Genomic DNA, 16,883 nt, shown 5'->3' on the forward strand with positions numbered 1-16,883 from the left:
TCGATCCGTGGCGAGAATCGAGCACGAGGGTGGGAACGGGACCGTGGAGACCCACGGAGGCGTCCCCGCCCGGCAACCGTCCTACGAAGGAGTCTGGCGCTTCACCGCTGCAGCGGTCGACGTCTCCGTCCCGCAGGCCCGGCACGCCGTACGCGACCTGCTGGTCCGCCAGGGCGTCCCCGTCCATGAGGAGATCATGGACGGCCTGCTGCTGATCGTCTCCGAGCTGGTGACCAACGCCGTGCGGCACGCGGCGCTGCTCTCCCCGGAGATAGCGGTGGAGGTCGCGATCGGCCCCGAGTGGGTCAGGGTGTCGGTCGAGGACAACCACCCGTACCGCCCCAAGGCGCTGGAGGCGGACTGGGGGCAGACCGGCGGCCGGGGACTCCTCCTGGTCCGCGAGATCGCCCAGGAGGCCGGCGGCGCCTGCGACGTCGAGCACACCGCGAGCGGCGGGAAGATCATCTGGGCGGCGCTGCCCCTGGGACCCGTCTGACGGTCCCGCCGGGTGCGCCGCACAGGGCGGGCCGGGCCCCGGCCCCGATGGCACCGGGGCCGGGAGGCGCGCTGCGGGCGCCGGTGGTCACCAGCCCCCGGAGGGACCCGTCAGCTCCCTGATCGCCGGACGCGCCGCGTCCAGGACCGTCATGAACCAGGCGGAGAACGGGGCGGCCGCGTGCCGCTCGACCAGTTCGTCGGCGGTCACGAAGGCGGTGGACTCGATCTCCTCCGCGTCCGGCCGCGGGTCGGCCTGCACCAGGCCGACGAAGAGGTGGTTGAACTCCTGCTCCACCAGGCCCGAGGCCGGGTCGGGGTGGTTGTAGCGGACGGTGCCGGCCTCGGCGAGCAGCGTCGGCGAGACGCCGAGCTCCTCGAAGGTCCGCCGGGCGGCCGCGGCGAACGGCGCCTCGTGCGGGTAGGGGTGGCCGCAGCAGGTGTTCGACCAGACGCCGGGGGAGTGGTACTTGCCGAGCGCCCGCCGCTGGAGCAGCAGCCGGCCCGACTCGTCGAAGAGGAAGACGGAGAAGGCGCGGTGGAGCTGCCCCGGCGCCTGGTGCGCGGCCAGCTTCTCCGCGGTGCCGATGGTCCTCCCCTCCTCGTCGACCAGTTCGAGCATGATCGGCGCCGGGACTCCGGACGGCTGGACACCGTTCGACGCGATCTCCGGCGAGATCTGAGCCGCGGTGGCTGGTGTGGTCGGCATACCCATCCTTCGCTTCGGTCCTCGGCCCGGTGGGGCCACCACAGTCTGCCGTACAAAAGCGGCTTGTCCGTACTTCGGCGACCGGACGTGGCCGCTCCCACCGCACCGGAGTACAGCCGGTGCGGCGGGAGCGGGAGGGATTCAACGGGGCACTACACCCCGAAAGGTGCCGGATAGGCGAGCGTGCCCCGGGGAACGGGCGCGGAACCGTCCAGGACGAGCGCCATCATGGTCTCGTCCGGAACCTCGAAACCTGGCTTGATTCCATACTCGGACGCCCGTACGAACCCGAACCGCGGGTAGTACTCCGGATGGCCCAGGACGAGCACGAGCTCCTCGCCGAGCAGCCGGGCCGCGTCGAGCACCGCCCGGACGACGGCCTGCCCGGCCCCCGTCCGCTGGTACGCGGGAGCCACCGAGACCGGCGCGAGCGCGGCCGCGGGGGCGCCGTCCACCAGGCAGCGGGTGATCAGCGCGTGCGCCGCGACCGTGCCGTCCGGTGCCACGGCCACGTACGACAGGCCCGGCAGCCAGGCGTCGTCGACGCGGAGCGCCTCGACGAGATCGGCCTCGGCCTCGGACCCGAAGGCCGCGGCCACCAGCGCGTGGACCGCCTCGACGTCCCCGGTGGTCTCCGGGCGGGTGCGCCAGCGCGGGTCGGCGGGCCGCAGGGCGAAGCCCGCGTACCCGTAGTCGGCGCCGTGCTCGCGCCGCAGCGCGATCTCGGCGCGGGCCCCGGCCACCGCCTCGGCCATGCCGGGCACGGTGGTGTCCGCCGCGTCGGCGTGCGCGGCGAGCGGGACGTAGTACTCGTCCCAGTCGCCGTCGGGCTGGGGGAGGGTCCCCAGGACGTGGTAGCCGGCCGCGACGGCCGCCTCCGCGTTCCCGGCGACGGTACGGAGCGTGTAGTGGTCCTCCCAGAAGGCGCGGGCCGCCGGGCCCGGCTCCCCGGTGGTCCAGACGCACTCGGTGAGCACCAGGGTGCCCCCGGGGGCCAGGAGCCTGCGCCATTCCGTCAGGGCGCGGTCGAAGCCGAGGACGAAGACCGAGCTCTCGGCCCAGACCAGGTCGAAGGAGCCGTCGGGGAAGGGCAGCGCCCCCATGTCGGCGTTCAGGGTGCGGACCGAACGGTCGAGCCCGCGGGCGGCGGCGGTCTCCCGCAGCTCCGCGAGGAACGGTTCGTGGGTGTCGACGGCGGTCACCTCGGCGCCCGCCTCGGCGGCCAGGAGCAGCGCGGAGCGGCCGGGGCCGCAGCCCAGGTCGAGCACGCGCGGGCGCGCCGGAAGCCTCCCCGCGAGCGCGAGGAGCCGACGGGTGGTGGTGTCGGAACCGGGACCCTGCCGCGGCAGACCGTGGTGCAGGGCGAAGAAGGAGTCGTGCAGAGCGTTGTCGGACAACGTGGGAAACCCTTTGGTGACGAGGGTCCCGGCCGACGACGTGACGTACCGGTGGGAAGACCGGGATCAGGTCAGCCGGAGACCCGGAGGCTGAGGGACGACCGGGCGCTGCCGCACTGGGCAGCCTCCATCGCGACGGTCATCAACCTCAGCTCCTCTCCACACGTGTTCGTGCGAAAACCCTAACAGGTGGTGCCCGCCGGGGGCGGGCCCTTTCGGCGCCGAGCCGCTCAGAGGCAGAGCTTCGCCTCGTGCTCGGCGTGCCCGGCCGGCTCCAGCTGGAAGGTGCAGTGCTCCACGTCGAAGTGGGAGCCCAGGCAGCCCTGCAGGGCGTGCAGCATCTTCTCGTGCCCGACCGAGTCCAGCGCGTCCTGGTCGACGACCACGTGCGCGGAGAGCACCGGCATCCCCGAGGTGATCGTCCAGGCGTGCAGGTCGTGCACGTCCTCCACGCCCGGCAGGGCCAGGATGTGCGCCCGCACCTCCGCCATGTCGACGCCCTTGGGGGCCGCCTCCAGGAGCACGTCCAGGGTCTCGCGCAGCAGCTTGAGCGTCCGGGGCACGATCATCAGGCCGATCACGATCGAGGCGATCGGGTCGGCGTACTGCCAGCCCGTCGCCAGGATGATCGCGGACGCGATGATCACGGTGACCGAGCCCAGGGCGTCCGCGAGCACCTCCAGATACGCCCCGCGCACGTTGAGGCTCTCCTTCTGGCCCCGCATGAGCAGCGACAGCGAGATCACGTTCGCCACCAGGCCGACCACGGCGAACGCGATCGCCAGACCGCCCTTGGTCTCGGCCGGCTCGACGAACCGCTGGACCGCCTCGTACAGCACGTAACCGCCGACGACGAGGAGCAGCAGACAGTTGGCGAGCGCCGCCAGGATCTCGGCCCTGGCGAACCCGAACGTGCGGTTCCCGGAGGGCGGCCGGTTCGCGAAGTGGATCGCGAGGAGCGCCATCGCGAGGCCCACGGCGTCGGTCGCCATGTGCGCCGCGTCGGCGATCAGCGCGAGCGAGTCCGCGACCAGACCGCCGATGATCTCGATCACCATCACGGAGAGCGTGATGCCGAGCGCGATCCGCAGTCGGTTCCTGTACGCGGCCCCCGCCGTACCCGTCGGCGGCGGGCCGCCGTGGCTGTGTCCGTGGTCGTGTCCAGCCCCCATGACAAGGCCTCCCGGTCGTGTCGTGTCTGTGCCCCGATTCGCAAGTGAACTACGGGTGGGGGGTATGTGCAACACGGTACTGAACACCGTTGTCATATGCTCTGACCTGCGACGACGACGGAGAGCGGAGATCCGGCCACCGTCCTCGCCGAACGGGGTTCGTGGGGCGGGCCGCCGGTCTCGCGCGATGATCCCGGCGGGACGCGACGCACCCGGACGGACACGGACGGTACCGGGGGAGTCCTGCCGGAGAAGCCTCGGTGAACTCACGTTCCGTTCATCCGATAGCCTCAGCCGACGTGTCGCCGCCCGGTGCCCGGCCACACCGCCGCGCCCGGGGCCGCCATGGCCCCGCCGGCCCCTCCGTCAGCTCCAAGGAGTGAGTTCGTCTGTCGACCGCCATCCTCACCGGCCCGCCGGCACCCGGATCCTCGCTCGACGGAGATCTGCGGTCGCTCGGCTTCGACGTCCGGATCGCCTCCGGCGCCGAGGAGGCCGGCGCCCTGCTGGCCGCCGTCCCGGCGGGCGAGCGCGTCGCGCTCGTCGACCCCCGGTTCGTCGGTCACCTGCACGCGCTGCGCCTCACCCTGACCGACCCCCGCTTCGCCGCGGCGGCGGCCCCCGGCGCGCTCACCGCGCAGCGCGAGGCCCGCCCCGCGCTCGCCCGCGCCCTGGACGCGGCCTCCGCCACCACCGGGGCCGCCGGCACCGGCACGCTCACCGACGGCCTCACCGACGCGCTCGCCGACGCCCTCGACGCCGACGGCGTCGCCGTGCACCGGCCCCAGCTCGGCACCCTCGTCGCCACCGTGCCCACCGACGCGGAGGCCCGCCACGAGGCCCGCGCCGCCGTGGACGCCGTGGACGACGAGGCCGTACGCCTGCGGTCGGCCGTCAAGGCGCACGACGGCTTCTTCACCACCTTCTTCATCAGCCCGTACTCGCGCTACATCGCCCGCTGGTGCGCGCGCCGCGGCCTGACCCCCAACCAGGTCACCACCGCCTCGCTGCTCACCGCCCTGATCGCGGCGGGCTGCGCGGCGACCGGTACGCGCGGCGGCTACGTCGCCGCCGGCGTCCTCCTCCTGGTCTCCTTCGTCCTCGACTGCACCGACGGGCAGCTCGCCCGCTACGCGCTCAAGTACTCGACGATGGGCGCCTGGCTCGACGCGACCTTCGACCGGGCCAAGGAGTACGCCTTCTACGCGGGCCTCGCCCTCGGCGCCGCCCGCAACGGCGACGACGTCTGGGCCCTCGCGCTCGGCGCGATGGTCCTCATGACCTGCCGGCACGTCGTGGACTTCTCGTTCAACGAGGCCAACCACGACGCCACGGCCAACACCAGCCCCACCGCCGCCCTGTCCAGCAGGCTCGACGGCGTCGGCTGGACGGTCTGGGCCCGCCGCATGATCATCCTGCCGATCGGTGAGCGCTGGGCGATGATCGCCGTCCTCACCGCCGTCACCACGCCCCGGATCGTCTTCTGGGCCCTGATCGTCGGCTGCGCGTTCGGCGCCTGCTACACCACGGCCGGCCGCGTCCTGCGCTCCCTGACCCGCAAGGCGAAGCGGACGGACCGGGCCGCCCAGGCGCTGGCGGACCTCGCGGACTCCGGCCCGCTGGCCGGGATCGCGGGCCGGATCTTCGGCCGCGCCGGACTCGGGGTGCTCCCCGGGTTCGTCCTCGCCCTGGTCGCCACGGGCGTGCTGGTCCCCGCGGTCCTCGGCCGCCCCTTCGGGGACCGCGGGACCGTGGTCGCCGCGGCCCTGTACGTGGTGTTCGCCGGCGCGGCCGTCGCCCGCCCCCTCAAGGGCGCCCTCGACTGGCTCGTCCCCCCGCTCTTCCGCGCGGCCGAGTACACGACCGTCCTCGTGCTCGCCGCCCGATCCGACTCCCCGCACGCCCTTCCCGCCGCATTCGGGCTGGTCGCGGCCGTCGCCTACCATCACTACGACACGGTGTACCGCATTCGCGGCGGCACCGGCGCGCCGCCCGCGTGGCTGGTGCGCGTCACCGGCGGACACGAGGGGCGCACGCTCCTGGTGACCGTCCTCGCCGCCCTGCTGGCGGACCGCGGCGACGACTTCACCCTGGCACTGACCGCGATGGCGGTCGCCGTCGCGCTGGTGGTGCTCGTGGAGTCCATCCGCTTCTGGGTCTCCTCCGGAGCACCCGCCGTTCACGACGAAGGAGAAACAGCATGATCGGCCTCGTACTGGCAGCCGGTGCCGGACGCCGTCTGCGCCCCTACACCGAGACGCTTCCGAAGGCCCTCGTGCCCGTGTCCGGCGAGGGCACCGAGAACGAGCTGACCATCCTCGACGGCACGCTCAAGAACTTCGCCGAGATCGGCCTCACCGAGGTCGCGATCGTCGTCGGCTACCGCAAGGAGGCCGTCTACGACCGCAAGGACGCTCTGGAGGCCAAGTACGGCCTCAAGATCACCCTCGTCGACAACGACAAGGCCGAGGAGTGGAACAACGCCTACTCCCTGTGGTGCGCCCGTGAGGTCCTCAAGCGCGGTGTGATCCTCGCCAACGGCGACACCGTCCACCCGGTCTCCGTCGAGAAGACCCTGCTCGCCGCCCGCGGCAAGGGCCAGAAGATCATCCTCGCCCTCGACACGGTGAAGAACCTCGCCGACGAGGAGATGAAGGTCATCACGGCCGAGGGCAAGGGCGTCCAGCGCATCACCAAGCTCATGGACCCGGCCACCGCCACCGGCGAGTACATCGGCGTCACCCTCATCGAGGCCGAGGCCGCCGAGGAGCTCGCCGACGCCCTCAAGGCCACCTTCGAGCGCGACCCCGACCTCTACTACGAGGACGGCTACCAGGAGCTCGTCAACCGCGGCTTCACCGTCGACGTCGAGCCCATCGGTGACGTCAGGTGGGTCGAGATCGACAACCACGACGACCTCGCGAAGGGCCGTGAGATCGCGTGCCAGTACTGACTCGGCTGATCCCCTCGCCGGTCGTCGTCGACATCCGCAGGGGAGCGCTGGACGACCTGTCCGCGCTCCTCGCGGACCAGCGGATCTCCAGCAACGGCAAGATCGCCGTCGCCATCAGCGGCGGCTCGGGCCTCAAGCTGCGTGACCACTTCGCCCCCGAGCTGCCCGGCGCCGACTGGTACCCGGTCTCGGGCGGCACGATCGACGAGGCCGTCAAGCTCGCCGACGCCATGCGCGGCAAGCGGTACGACGCCGTGGTCGCGCTCGGCGGCGGCAAGATCATCGACGTGACGAAGTACGCGGCGGCCCGGGTCGGGCTGCCGCTGGTGGCCATCGCCACCAACCTGTCGCACGACGGGATCTGCTCGCCGGTGTCCACCCTGGACAACGACAACGGGCGCGGCTCCTATGGCGTGCCCACCCCGATCGCGCTGGTCATCGACCTCGACGTGATCCGGGACGCCCCCGTGCGGTACGTCCGCTCCGGCATCGGTGACGCGATCTCCAACCTCTCCGCCATCGAGGACTGGGAGCTCTCGCACCGCGAGACCGGCGAGCCCGTCGACGGCCTGGCCGCCGCCATGGCCCGCAGCGCGGGTGAGGCGGTGCTCCGCCACCCCGGCGGCGTGGGCGACGACGACTTCCTCGTCACGCTCTCCGAGGGCCTGGTGATGTCCGGCATCGCCATGTCGATCAGCGGTGACACGCGCCCCTCCTCGGGCGCCTGCCACGAGATCAGCCACGCCTTCGACCTGCTCTTCCCGACGCGCGCGGCCAGCCACGGCGAGCAGTGCGGTCTCGGCGCGGCCTTCGCGATGCACCTGCGCGGTGCCCGGGACGCCTCCGGCGTGATGGTCGAGACCCTCCGCCGGCACGGGCTGCCCGTCCTGCCCGAGGAGATGGGCTTCACCGTGGACGAGTTCGTCCGGGCGGTGTCCTTCGCCCCGCAGACCCGGCCGGGCCGCTTCACCATCCTCGAACACCTCGACCTGTCCGACGACGAGATCAGGGACGCGTACGCCGACTATGCCAAATCCATCGGTAGCTGAGGTCCGTCCGGTGCGGAAGCCTTCGGTGGCCGAGCTCCGCCCGGTCGTCCACCCCCCGGGTGTGAAGGACCGGCGCAGCGGTGAGCACTGGGGCGGCCGCCTGTACATGCGGGAGATCTCGCTCAGGATCACCCGTCAGCTCGTCGGCACCAAGGTGACGCCGAACCAGCTCACGTACGTCATGACGCTCGCGGGCGTCCTCGCGGCTCCGGCCCTGCTGGTGCCCGGGATCCCGGGGGCGCTGCTCGGCGCGCTCATGGTCCAGCTCTACCTGCTGCTCGACTGCGTCGACGGCGAGGTGGCCCGCTGGAAGAAGCAGTTCTCGCTCGCCGGCGTGTACCTGGACCGGGTCGGCGCCTACCTGTGCGACGCGGCGGTCCTCGTCGGCTTCGGCCTGCGCGCCGCCGACCCGTGGGGCTCCGGCCGGATCGACTGGCTGTGGGCCTTCCTGGGCACCCTCGCCGCCCTCGGCGCCATCCTGATCAAGGCGGAGACCGACCTCGTCGGCGTCGCCCGCCACCAGGGCGGTCTGCCGCCGGTGAAGGAGGCGGCCTCCGAGCCGCGCTCCTCCGGGATGGCGCTGGCCCGCCGGGCCGCCGCCGCGCTCAAGTTCCACCGGCTCGTCCTCGGCATCGAGGCCTCGCTGCTCATCGTGGTCCTGGCGATCGCGGACCAGATCCGGGGGGACCTCTTCTTCACCCGGCTCGGTGTCGCCGTCCTCGCCGGCATCGCGCTGCTCCAGACCGTGCTGCACCTGGTGTCGATCATGGTCTCCAGCAGGCTGAAGTGAGGCCGGCCGTCAGCACGCCGCTCAGGGTGGGCGCCGTCATCATCACGATGGGCGACCGCCCCGACGACCTGCGCGCGCTCATCGACTCCGTCGCCGCGCAGGAGGGCGACCGGGTCGAGGTCGTCGTCGTCGGTCAGGGCACCCCGGTCACCGGGGTGCCCGACTGGGTCCGGACCGTCGACCTGCCCGAGAACCTGGGCATCCCCGGCGGCCGGAACGTCGGCATCGAGGCCTTCGGCCCCGGCGGCACCGACGTCGACGTCCTGCTCTTCCTCGACGACGACGGGCTGCTCGCCCACACGGACACCGCCGAGCTGGTCCGGCAGGCCTTCACCGCCGACCCGCGCCTCGGCATCATCAGCTTCCGGATCGCCGATCCGGAGACCGGGGTCACCCAGCGCCGGCACGTGCCGCGGCTCCGCTCGGCCGACCCGATGCGCTCCTCGCGCGTGACCACCTTCCTCGGCGGCGCGAACGCCGTCCGCACCAAGGTCTTCGCCGAAGTCGGCGGTCTGCCGGGCGATTTCTTCTACGCGCACGAGGAGACCGACCTCGCCTGGCGCGCGCTCGACGCCGACTGGATGATCGACTACCGTTCCGACATGGTGCTGTTGCACCCCACCACAGCCCCGTCCCGGCACGCCTCGTACCACTTCAACGTGGCCCGCAACCGAGTCTGGCTGGCACGTCGCAATCTGCCCGCGCCCCTGGTGCCGGTCTATCTCGGCGTCTGGCTCCTGCTCACCCTGGCCCGGCGGCCCTCGCTCTCCGCGCTGAAGGCGTGGCTCGGCGGATTCCGCGCGGGCTGGACGACTCCCTGCGGACCGCGCCGCCCCATGAGGTGGCGTACGGTGTGGCGGCTGACCCGGCTGGGTCGCCCCCCGGTCGTCTGACATCGTGGTACTCCACGTGCCGCGCATCTTGAACACGAAAGTTTCGACTGTGAGTGACACACACCAGGGCGGGGCGGTCGCGACGAGCGCGCCTCCGTCCTCCGTCGGCGAGGGCCTGGAGCCGGCCGCCCTCGCCGCGAAGTACGGCCTCGCCGTCAGCGGCGCCCGGCCCGGTCTGTTCGAGTACGTCCGTGAGCTGTGGAGCCGGCGCCACTTCATCCTGGCCTTCTCCTCCGCGAAGCTGGCCGCGCAGTACAGCCAGGCCAAGCTGGGCCAGGTCTGGCAGGTCGCGACCCCGCTGCTCAACGCCCTGGTCTACTACCTGATCTTCGGGCTGATCCTGGGCGCGGGCCAGGGGATGAGCAAGGACGTCTACATCCCCTTCCTCGTCACCGGCATCTTCGTGTTCACCTTCACCCAGAGCTCGGTCATGGCGGGCGTCCGGGCGATCTCGGGCAACCTCGGACTCGTCCGCGCCCTGCACTTCCCCCGCGCCACCCTCCCGATCTCCTTCTCGCTCCAGCAGCTCCAGCAGCTGCTGTACTCGATGATCGTGCTGGTGGCGATCGCGCTCTTCTTCGGCAGCTACCCCTCCCTCCGGTGGCTGCTGGTGATCCCGGCGCTGTTCCTGCAGTTCGTGTTCAACACGGGTCTCGCCCTGATCGTGGCCAGGATGGGCGCCAAGACGCCCGACCTCGCGCAGCTCATGCCGTTCATCATGCGCACGTGGATGTACGCGTCCGGCGTGATGTTCTCGATTCAGACCATGCTCGCCGACAAGCCGGCCTGGATCTCCGACGTCCTCATGTACAACCCGGCGGCCGTCTACATGGACCTGATGCGCTACGCGATGATCGACGGCTACAGCGCGCACAACCTGCCGGACCACGTCTGGATGACCGCCCTGGTGTGGGCCCTGGTCTTCGGCATCGGCGGGTTCGTCTACTTCTGGAAGGCGGAAGAGAGGTACGGCCGTGGCTGACACCGACCGGGGCGACGTCCCCACCGTCATCTGCGACGACGTCCACATCGTGTACCGGGTCAACACCGGGGGCGGCGGCAGGGGCAGCGCCACGGCGGCGCTCAGCCGGATCGTCGGCCGCGGCAAGGCCGAGGTCTCGCGGGGCGTCCGCAAGGTCCACGCGGTCCGCGGTGTCACCTTCACCGCGTACCGGGGCGAGGCCATCGGCCTCATCGGCACCAACGGCTCCGGCAAGTCCACGCTGCTGCGTGCCATCGCCGGTCTGCTCCCCACCGAGAGCGGCAAGGTCTACACCGACGGGCAGCCCTCGCTCCTGGGCGTCAACGCGGCCCTCATGAACGACCTCACCGGTGAGCGCAACGTGATCCTCGGCGGCCTCGCCATGGGCATGAGCCGCGAGGAGGTGCGCTCCCGCTACGAGGACATCGTCGACTTCTCCGGCATCAACGAGAAGGGCGACTTCATCAGCCTGCCCATGCGGACGTACTCCTCCGGCATGGGCGCCCGGCTCCGTTTCGCCATCGCGGCGGCCAAGAACCACGACGTCCTCCTCATCGACGAGGCGCTGGCCACCGGTGACCGCAAGTTCCAGATCCGCTCCGAGGAGCGCATCCGCGAGCTCCGCAAGGAGGCCGGCACGGTCTTCCTGGTGAGCCACAGCAACAAGTCCATCCGGGACACCTGCGACCGGGTGCTCTGGCTGGAGAAGGGGCAGCTCCTGATGGACGGCCCCACGGACGAGGTCCTCAAGGCGTACGAGCGCGAGACCGCGCGCTGAGCCGGGGGAAGTGCCCCGCGAGGAGCCCCCGCCGGATTCATTCATCCGGTAGGGGCTCTTCCGGTTTTCGCGCGTCGCTTCCCCACCTGGAATGTTCATGCGGTTAACTTCGGGCAGGATGAGCCCATGGCAGCGACCTCGGCGGGAAAGACCTACCACCACGGCGACCTGCGCAACGCGCTGATCTGCGCGGCCGTCGACCTCGCCACCGAAGGCGGCCCCGAGCGGGTCGTCCTGCGCGAGGCGGCCCGCCGGGTCGGCGTCTCGCCCACCGCCGCCTACCGGCACTTCGACGGGCGCGGTGAACTCCTCCGCACCGTCAGGGCGCACGCCCGGCGGGAGCTCGCCGCCGCCATGGAGAAGGCCGCGGCCCGCGAGCCCGGCGCCGACGACCCCCTCCTCGCCGCCGAGCGCCGGGTCACCGCGCTCTGCCGGGGCTACGTCGGCTTCGCGGTCGCGCAGCCGGGCCTCTACCGGGCCGCGTTCTGCGTCCCCCGCCCCGCCCCGGGAGGCGAGTGCCTCCCGGACCGGCCGCCCGCCGAGCCCGAGATCCGCGCGTTCACCCTGCTCAGGGAGGCGCTCGACGCGCTCGCCGCGCTCGGCGCCGCGCGGCCCGGCGCCCGCCCCGCCACCGGCGCCGCCGCGTGGTCGGCCGTGCACGGACTGTCACTCCTCCTGGTGGACGGGCCCCTTCGCCGTCTCTCCGCGCAGGGCAGGAGCGTCGCCGTCGAGGCGACCCTCGCCATGGTGGTCTCCGGAGCGGGCGCCTCCTGAAGTCGAACTCCCCTACTGCGCGGGCGAGTTGACGGCTCGCCCGGGGCGAGTGCGCGCCGCGGGCCACCCCGGAATGGCGAAGGTCGTCGTACAACGTAAGCTGGACCGGTCTGTTTCGCGGCAAGTAGGGCGATACCCCGCGGCCATCGGGCCCCGGGTGGCGGCCCTACGGGCGGGGGTCGGCGGCGTGTCCGAAATAGGATGGATTGGATCGGCAGTGTAGAACGGGAGACGTGACGGCCATGACGCAGATTCTCCAGCTCCACGAGGGTGTCGCCGTCCCTCCGTCAGGAAGCGCCCAGTGACGGAGACCCGGCAGGCGCGCACCGACGCCTCCTCGCGCGCCACACTCGGCAAGGCCGCGGACGAGAACTTCCCCGTGGCCCCCTTCTTCCTGCCCCGCGCCTGGCGCGACGACCTCATGGCCGTCTACGGCTACGCCCGGCTCGTCGACGACATCGGCGACGGCGACCTCGCCCCCGGCGGCGCCGACGCCCGCCACCTCGGCGTCGACCCCGCGGCGGCGGAGGACCGGCTCGTCCTCCTCGACGCCCTGGAGACCGACCTCCACCGGGTCTTCGACTCCACCCCGCACCATCCCCTGCTGCGCGCGCTCCAGCCGACGGTCCGCCGGTGCGGGCTCACCCCGGGGCCCTTCCTCGGCCTGATCGCCGCCAACCGGCAGGACCAGCAGGTCCGCCGCTACGAGACGTACGACGACCTCCTCGCGTACTGCGAGCTCTCCGCCAACACCGTCGGCCGGCTCGTCCTCGCGATCACCGGCACCGACACCCCCGAGCGGATCCGGCGCTCCGACGAGATCTGCACCGCCCTCCAGCTCGTCGAGCACCTCCAGGACGTCGCCGAGGACCTCGCCAGCGACCGGATCTACCTGCCCGCCGAGGACCTCAAGCGCTTCCACGTGACCGAGCGCGACCTCGCAGAGCCCAGCGCCGGAGCCTCCGTGCGCGCCCTGATCGCCTTCGAGGCCGAGCGGGCCCGCGCCCTCCTGCACGCCGGCCTTCCGCTCGTCGGCAGCGTCCACGGACGTCTCCGCCTCCTTCTCGCCGGATTCACCGCCGGGGGCCTCGCCGCCCTCGACGCAGTCACGGACGCCGGATACGACGTACTGGCCGGCCCACCGAAGTCCACCAAGCCGAGCCTGATGCGCCAGGCGGGAGCGGTACTGCTCCAGGCGCGGAGAGAGGGGTGAGCGCGACCGTGGAGGCACAGCACCAGCCGTCCGCACCGGTCCAGGCCGCCTACAGCTACTGCGAGGCGGTCACCGGCCAGCAGGCCCGCAACTTCGCCTACGGGATCCGGCTGCTCCCCGCCGAGAAGCGACAGGCGATGTCCGCGCTGTACGCCTTCTCGCGGCGCGTCGACGACATCGGCGACGGCCCGCTCGCGACCGAGGACAAGCGGGAGCGGCTCGAAGCCACCCGTGACGTCCTCGACCGCGTCCGCAAGGGCCTCGTCGAGGAGGACGACACCGACCCCGTCGCCGTCGCCCTCGCCGACTCGGCCCGCCGCTTCCCGATCCCGCTCGGCGGCCTCGACGAGCTCATCGACGGCGTCCTCATGGACGTGCGCGGCGCGACCTACGAGACCTGGGACGACCTCAAGGTCTACTGCCGCTGCGTCGCCGGCGCGATCGGCCGCCTCTCCCTCGGCGTCTTCGGCACCCAGCCCGGCGCCCAGGGCGCCGACCGCGCGGGCGAGTACGCCGACACCCTGGGCCTCGCGCTCCAACTCACCAACATCCTCAGGGACGTACGCGAGGACGCCGGGAACGGGCGCACCTACCTGCCCGCCGACGACCTCGCCAAGTTCGGCTGCTCGGACGGCTTCGACAGCGACACCCCCGCCCCCGGCGCCGACTTCGCCGGCCTCGTCCACTTCGAAGTGCGGCGCGCCCGCGCCCTGTTCGCCGAGGGCTACCGGCTCCTGCCCATGCTCGACCGGCGCAGCGGCGCCTGCGTCGCCGCCATGGCCGGCATCTACCGGCGCCTCCTCGACCGGATCGAGCGCGACCCCGAGGCCGTCCTGCGCGGCCGCGTCTCCCTGCCGGGACGCGAGAAGGCGTACGTGGCCGTGCGCGGGCTCTCCGGCCTCGACACGCGCCACATCGCCCGCCGCACCGTCAGGAGGCGTGCCTGATGCGCCCCTGCGCCCCCGCCCGCCGGGCAACCCCGGGCGCCTTCCCGGCGTCCCTGCCCGAGGCACCCCGGAACCCGACCGCGACGACCCGAACGGAGGCCGCGTGAACGACGAGGGAACCGAGCGGAACACCCCGCCGGGCCCGCCCGGCACGGGCGCGGGCCCCGGCACGGGCGCGAGCACCGGGACCGGCACCGGCACCGGTGGTGGCTCTCGGCCCAGCGCCGTCGTCGTCGGCGGCGGGCTCGCCGGGATCACCGCGGCGCTCCGGCTCGCCGAGAGCGGCGTCCACGTCACCCTGCTCGAAGGACGGCCCCGGCTCGGCGGCCTCGCCTTCTCCTTCCGCCGCGGCGACCTGACCGTCGACAACGGCCAGCACGTCTACCTGCGCTGCTGCACCGCCTACCGCTGGTTCCTCGACCGGGTCGACGGCACCGCGCTCGCCCCTCTCCAGGACCGGCTCGACGTGCCCGTCCTCGACGTGGCGCACCCCCGCGGCCCCCGGCTCGGCCGGATCGGCCGCGACAACCTGCCCGTACCGCTGCACCTCGCGCGCAGCCTCGCCACGTACCCGCACCTCTCCCTCGCCGAGCGCGCCTCCGTCGGCCGGGCCGCGCTCGCCCTGAAGAAGCTCGACCCCGCCGACCCCGCGCTCGACGGCATCGACTTCGCCACCTGGCTCGGCCGGCACGGACAGTCCCCGCGGACCGTCGAGGCCCTCTGGGACCTCGTCGGCATCCCCACCCTCAACGCCCCCGCCCCGCAGGCCTCCATGGGGCTCGCCGCGATGGTCTTCAAGACCGGACTCCTCTCCGAGCCCGGCGCCGCCGACATCGGCTGGGCCCACGTCCCGCTCGGCGAACTCCACGACACCCGGGCGGCGAAGGAACTCGACGCCCTCGGCGTCCGCACCGCGCTGCGCACCAAGGCCGAGCGGATCTCCCGTACCGACGACGGACGTTGGGCCGTCGACGTACCGGGGGAGCGCATGGAGGCCGACGCGGTCGTCCTCGCCGTCCCGCAGCACGAGACCCACGGCCTGCTGCCCGAAGGCGCCCTCGACGACCCCGACCGGCTCCTCGACATCGACACCGCACCCATCCTCAACCTGCACGTGGTCTACGACCGCAAGGTGCTGAAGCGGCCCTTCTTCACCGCCCTCGGCTCCCCGGTGCAGTGGGTCTTCGACCGCACCGATTCCTCCGGACTCACCGGCGGCGGGCAGTACCTCGCGGTCTCGCAGTCCGCCGCCCAGGACGAGATCGACGAGCCCGTCGCCGCCCTGCGCGCGAAGTACCTCCCCGAGCTGGAGCGGCTGCTGCCCGCCGCCCGCGGCGCGGGCGTCCGCGACTTCTTCGTCACCAGGGAGCGGACGGCCACGTTCGCCCCCACCCCGGGCGTCGGCCGGCTCAGGCCCGGCGCCCGTACCAGGGCCCCGGGGCTGTATCTGGCCGGGGCCTGGACCGCCACAGGCTGGCCCGCGACCATGGAGGGTGCAGTCCGCAGCGGTTTCAGCGCCGCGAGCGCCGCGCTCTCCGCCCTCGGCCGCCGCCATGACCATCCGCTGCAGGAGGCGGTATGAGTGTGAGTACCGGAACAAGAGGAGAGACCGTGCCGACAGTGCCGCCGGGACAACCGGCCGTCGACACCGCGGACGTGTCCGCACTGCTGGAGCGGGGGCGGACCCTGTCCACCCCCGTACTGCGGGCGGCCGTCGACCGCCTCGCGCCGCCCATGGACACCGTGGCCGCCTACCACTTCGGCTGGATCGACGCCCAGGGCAACGCCGCCGACGGCGACGGCGGCAAGGCCGTCCGCCCGGCGCTCGCGCTGCTGTCGGCCGAGGCCGCGGGCGCCGCGCCCGAGGTCGGCATCCCCGGCGCCGTCGCGGTGGAGCTCGTGCACAACTTCTCGCTGCTCCACGACGACCTGATGGACGGCGACGAGCAGCGCCGCCACCGCGACACGGTGTGGAAGGTGCACGGCCCCGCGCAGGCGATCCTCGTCGGCGACGCCCTCTTCGCCCTCGCCAACGAGATCCTGCTCGAACTCGGCACCGTCGAGGCCGGCCGCGCCACCCGCCGGCTGACCACGGCCAGCCGCAAGCTCATCGACGGGCAGGCCCAGGACATCTCCTACGAGCACCGGGAGCGGGTCACCGTCGAGGAGTGCCTGGAGATGGAGGGCAACAAGACCGGCGCCCTGCTCGCCTGCGCCGTCTCCATCGGTGCGGTCCTCGGCGGGGCCGACGACCGCACCGCCGACAAGCTGGAGGAGTACGGCTACCACCTCGGCCTCGCCTTCCAGGCCGTGGACGACCTCCTCGGCATCTGGGGAGACCCGGAGTCCACCGGCAAGCAGACCTGGAGCGACCTGCGCCAGCGCAAGAAGTCCCTGCCGGTCGTCGCCGCCCTCGCCGCGGGCGGCCCGGCCTCCGAGCGGCTCGGCGAACTCCTCGCCGCGGACGCCAAGTCCCATGACTTCGACACCTTCTCCGAGGAGGAGTTCGCCACCCGCGCGGCCCTCATCGAGGAGGCCGGAGGACGCGAGTGGACCTCCCAGGAGGCCCGCCGCCAGCACGCGGTCGCGATCGAGGCCCTGAACGAGGTGGACATGCCCGCCCGCGTGCGGGCACAGCTCGTCGCCCTGGCCGACTTCGTGGTCGTACGGAAGAGATGATCACCATCACCCTGATATGAGTTCGCGGTCGCCGGCCGGTGCCATCCGGCGC

Annotated in this window: 16 protein-coding genes; 13 read left to right on the top strand and 3 right to left on the bottom strand. The window is 72.6% G+C overall.

Going from position 1 to position 16,883, the window contains the following annotated elements:
• Nucleotides 1–43 precede the first annotated feature (43 nt).
• Nucleotides 44–496, top strand: coding sequence for an ATP-binding protein (locus ACN9MM_RS32270; RefSeq protein WP_366042330.1), 453 nt, complete (start codon nucleotides 44–46; stop codon nucleotides 494–496).
• 87 nt (nucleotides 497–583) lie between these two features.
• On the opposite strand, the gene idi is transcribed toward ACN9MM_RS32270, so the two are convergent.
• The 3 genes from idi to ACN9MM_RS32285 form a co-directional block, all read right to left on the bottom strand.
• Complete coding sequence (gene idi / locus ACN9MM_RS32275) at nucleotides 584–1,204, bottom strand: isopentenyl-diphosphate Delta-isomerase (RefSeq protein ID WP_426367247.1); 621 nt, start codon at nucleotides 1,202–1,204, stop codon at nucleotides 584–586.
• A gap of 152 nt (nucleotides 1,205–1,356) precedes the next feature.
• Nucleotides 1,357–2,601 carry a GNAT family N-acetyltransferase gene (locus tag ACN9MM_RS32280; RefSeq protein WP_426367248.1) on the bottom strand — a complete coding sequence of 415 codons (1,245 nt, stop codon included), beginning with the start codon at nucleotides 2,599–2,601 and terminating at the stop codon, nucleotides 1,357–1,359.
• A 230-nt stretch (nucleotides 2,602–2,831) separates the two neighbouring features.
• On the bottom strand, nucleotides 2,832–3,773 hold the full coding sequence (locus tag ACN9MM_RS32285; RefSeq protein ID WP_426367249.1) for a cation diffusion facilitator family transporter: 942 nt from the start codon (nucleotides 3,771–3,773) through the stop codon (nucleotides 2,832–2,834).
• 389 nt (nucleotides 3,774–4,162) lie between these two features.
• Here ACN9MM_RS32285 and ACN9MM_RS32290 point away from each other — a divergent pair, with 389 nt between their 5' ends.
• The 12 genes from ACN9MM_RS32290 to ACN9MM_RS32345 all read left to right on the top strand — a co-directional run bounded on the left by ACN9MM_RS32290 (nucleotide 4,163) and on the right by ACN9MM_RS32345 (nucleotide 16,831).
• Nucleotides 4,163–5,977 (top strand): DUF5941 domain-containing protein, encoded by a 1,815-nt coding sequence (locus ACN9MM_RS32290; protein ID WP_426368879.1) that lies wholly within the window; start codon nucleotides 4,163–4,165, stop codon nucleotides 5,975–5,977.
• Complete coding sequence (locus tag ACN9MM_RS32295; RefSeq protein ID WP_426367250.1) at nucleotides 5,974–6,726, top strand: sugar phosphate nucleotidyltransferase; 753 nt, start codon at nucleotides 5,974–5,976, stop codon at nucleotides 6,724–6,726. Before ACN9MM_RS32290 ends, ACN9MM_RS32295 begins: the two co-directional genes overlap by 4 nt.
• The gene (locus ACN9MM_RS32300; RefSeq protein WP_382869395.1) at nucleotides 6,714–7,775 is read left to right on the top strand and encodes an iron-containing alcohol dehydrogenase family protein; all 1,062 of its coding nucleotides are present in this window, start codon (nucleotides 6,714–6,716) and stop codon (nucleotides 7,773–7,775) included. Before ACN9MM_RS32295 ends, ACN9MM_RS32300 begins: the two co-directional genes overlap by 13 nt.
• Before the next feature lie 10 nt (nucleotides 7,776–7,785).
• Entirely contained in the window at nucleotides 7,786–8,565 is a 780-nt protein-coding gene (locus ACN9MM_RS32305; protein ID WP_426367252.1) for a CDP-alcohol phosphatidyltransferase family protein, read from the top strand.
• Between the two features lie 47 nt (nucleotides 8,566–8,612).
• Nucleotides 8,613–9,458: a glycosyltransferase family 2 protein gene (locus tag ACN9MM_RS32310; RefSeq protein ID WP_426368880.1), complete on the top strand. Its 846-nt coding sequence runs from the start codon at nucleotides 8,613–8,615 to the stop codon at nucleotides 9,456–9,458.
• Between the two features lie 49 nt (nucleotides 9,459–9,507).
• A complete protein-coding gene (locus tag ACN9MM_RS32315) occupies nucleotides 9,508–10,440 on the top strand; it encodes an ABC transporter permease (protein ID WP_426367253.1) in 933 nt (310 codons plus the stop codon).
• A complete protein-coding gene (locus ACN9MM_RS32320; RefSeq protein WP_426367254.1) occupies nucleotides 10,433–11,218 on the top strand; it encodes an ABC transporter ATP-binding protein in 786 nt (261 codons plus the stop codon). Before ACN9MM_RS32315 ends, ACN9MM_RS32320 begins: the two co-directional genes overlap by 8 nt.
• 126 nt (nucleotides 11,219–11,344) lie before the next feature.
• Nucleotides 11,345–11,992: a TetR/AcrR family transcriptional regulator gene (locus tag ACN9MM_RS32325; protein WP_426367255.1), complete on the top strand. Its 648-nt coding sequence runs from the start codon at nucleotides 11,345–11,347 to the stop codon at nucleotides 11,990–11,992.
• A 301-nt stretch (nucleotides 11,993–12,293) separates the two neighbouring features.
• Nucleotides 12,294–13,205 (top strand): squalene synthase HpnC, encoded by a 912-nt coding sequence (gene hpnC / locus ACN9MM_RS32330; protein WP_426367256.1) that lies wholly within the window; start codon nucleotides 12,294–12,296, stop codon nucleotides 13,203–13,205.
• Entirely contained in the window at nucleotides 13,202–14,152 is a 951-nt protein-coding gene (gene hpnD / locus ACN9MM_RS32335) for a presqualene diphosphate synthase HpnD (RefSeq protein ID WP_426367257.1), read from the top strand. The genes hpnC and hpnD overlap by 4 nt, the downstream gene beginning before the upstream one ends.
• Nucleotides 14,153–14,255: 103 nt before the next feature.
• The gene (gene hpnE, locus ACN9MM_RS32340; protein ID WP_426367258.1) at nucleotides 14,256–15,734 is read left to right on the top strand and encodes a hydroxysqualene dehydroxylase HpnE; all 1,479 of its coding nucleotides are present in this window, start codon (nucleotides 14,256–14,258) and stop codon (nucleotides 15,732–15,734) included.
• A complete protein-coding gene (locus ACN9MM_RS32345) occupies nucleotides 15,731–16,831 on the top strand; it encodes a polyprenyl synthetase family protein (RefSeq protein WP_426367259.1) in 1,101 nt (366 codons plus the stop codon). The genes hpnE and ACN9MM_RS32345 overlap by 4 nt, the downstream gene beginning before the upstream one ends.
• Nucleotides 16,832–16,883 lie beyond the last annotated feature (52 nt).

Source organism: Streptomyces sp. E-08 (assembly GCF_049913095.1).
Lineage (GTDB): Bacteria > Actinomycetota > Actinomycetes > Streptomycetales > Streptomycetaceae > Streptomyces.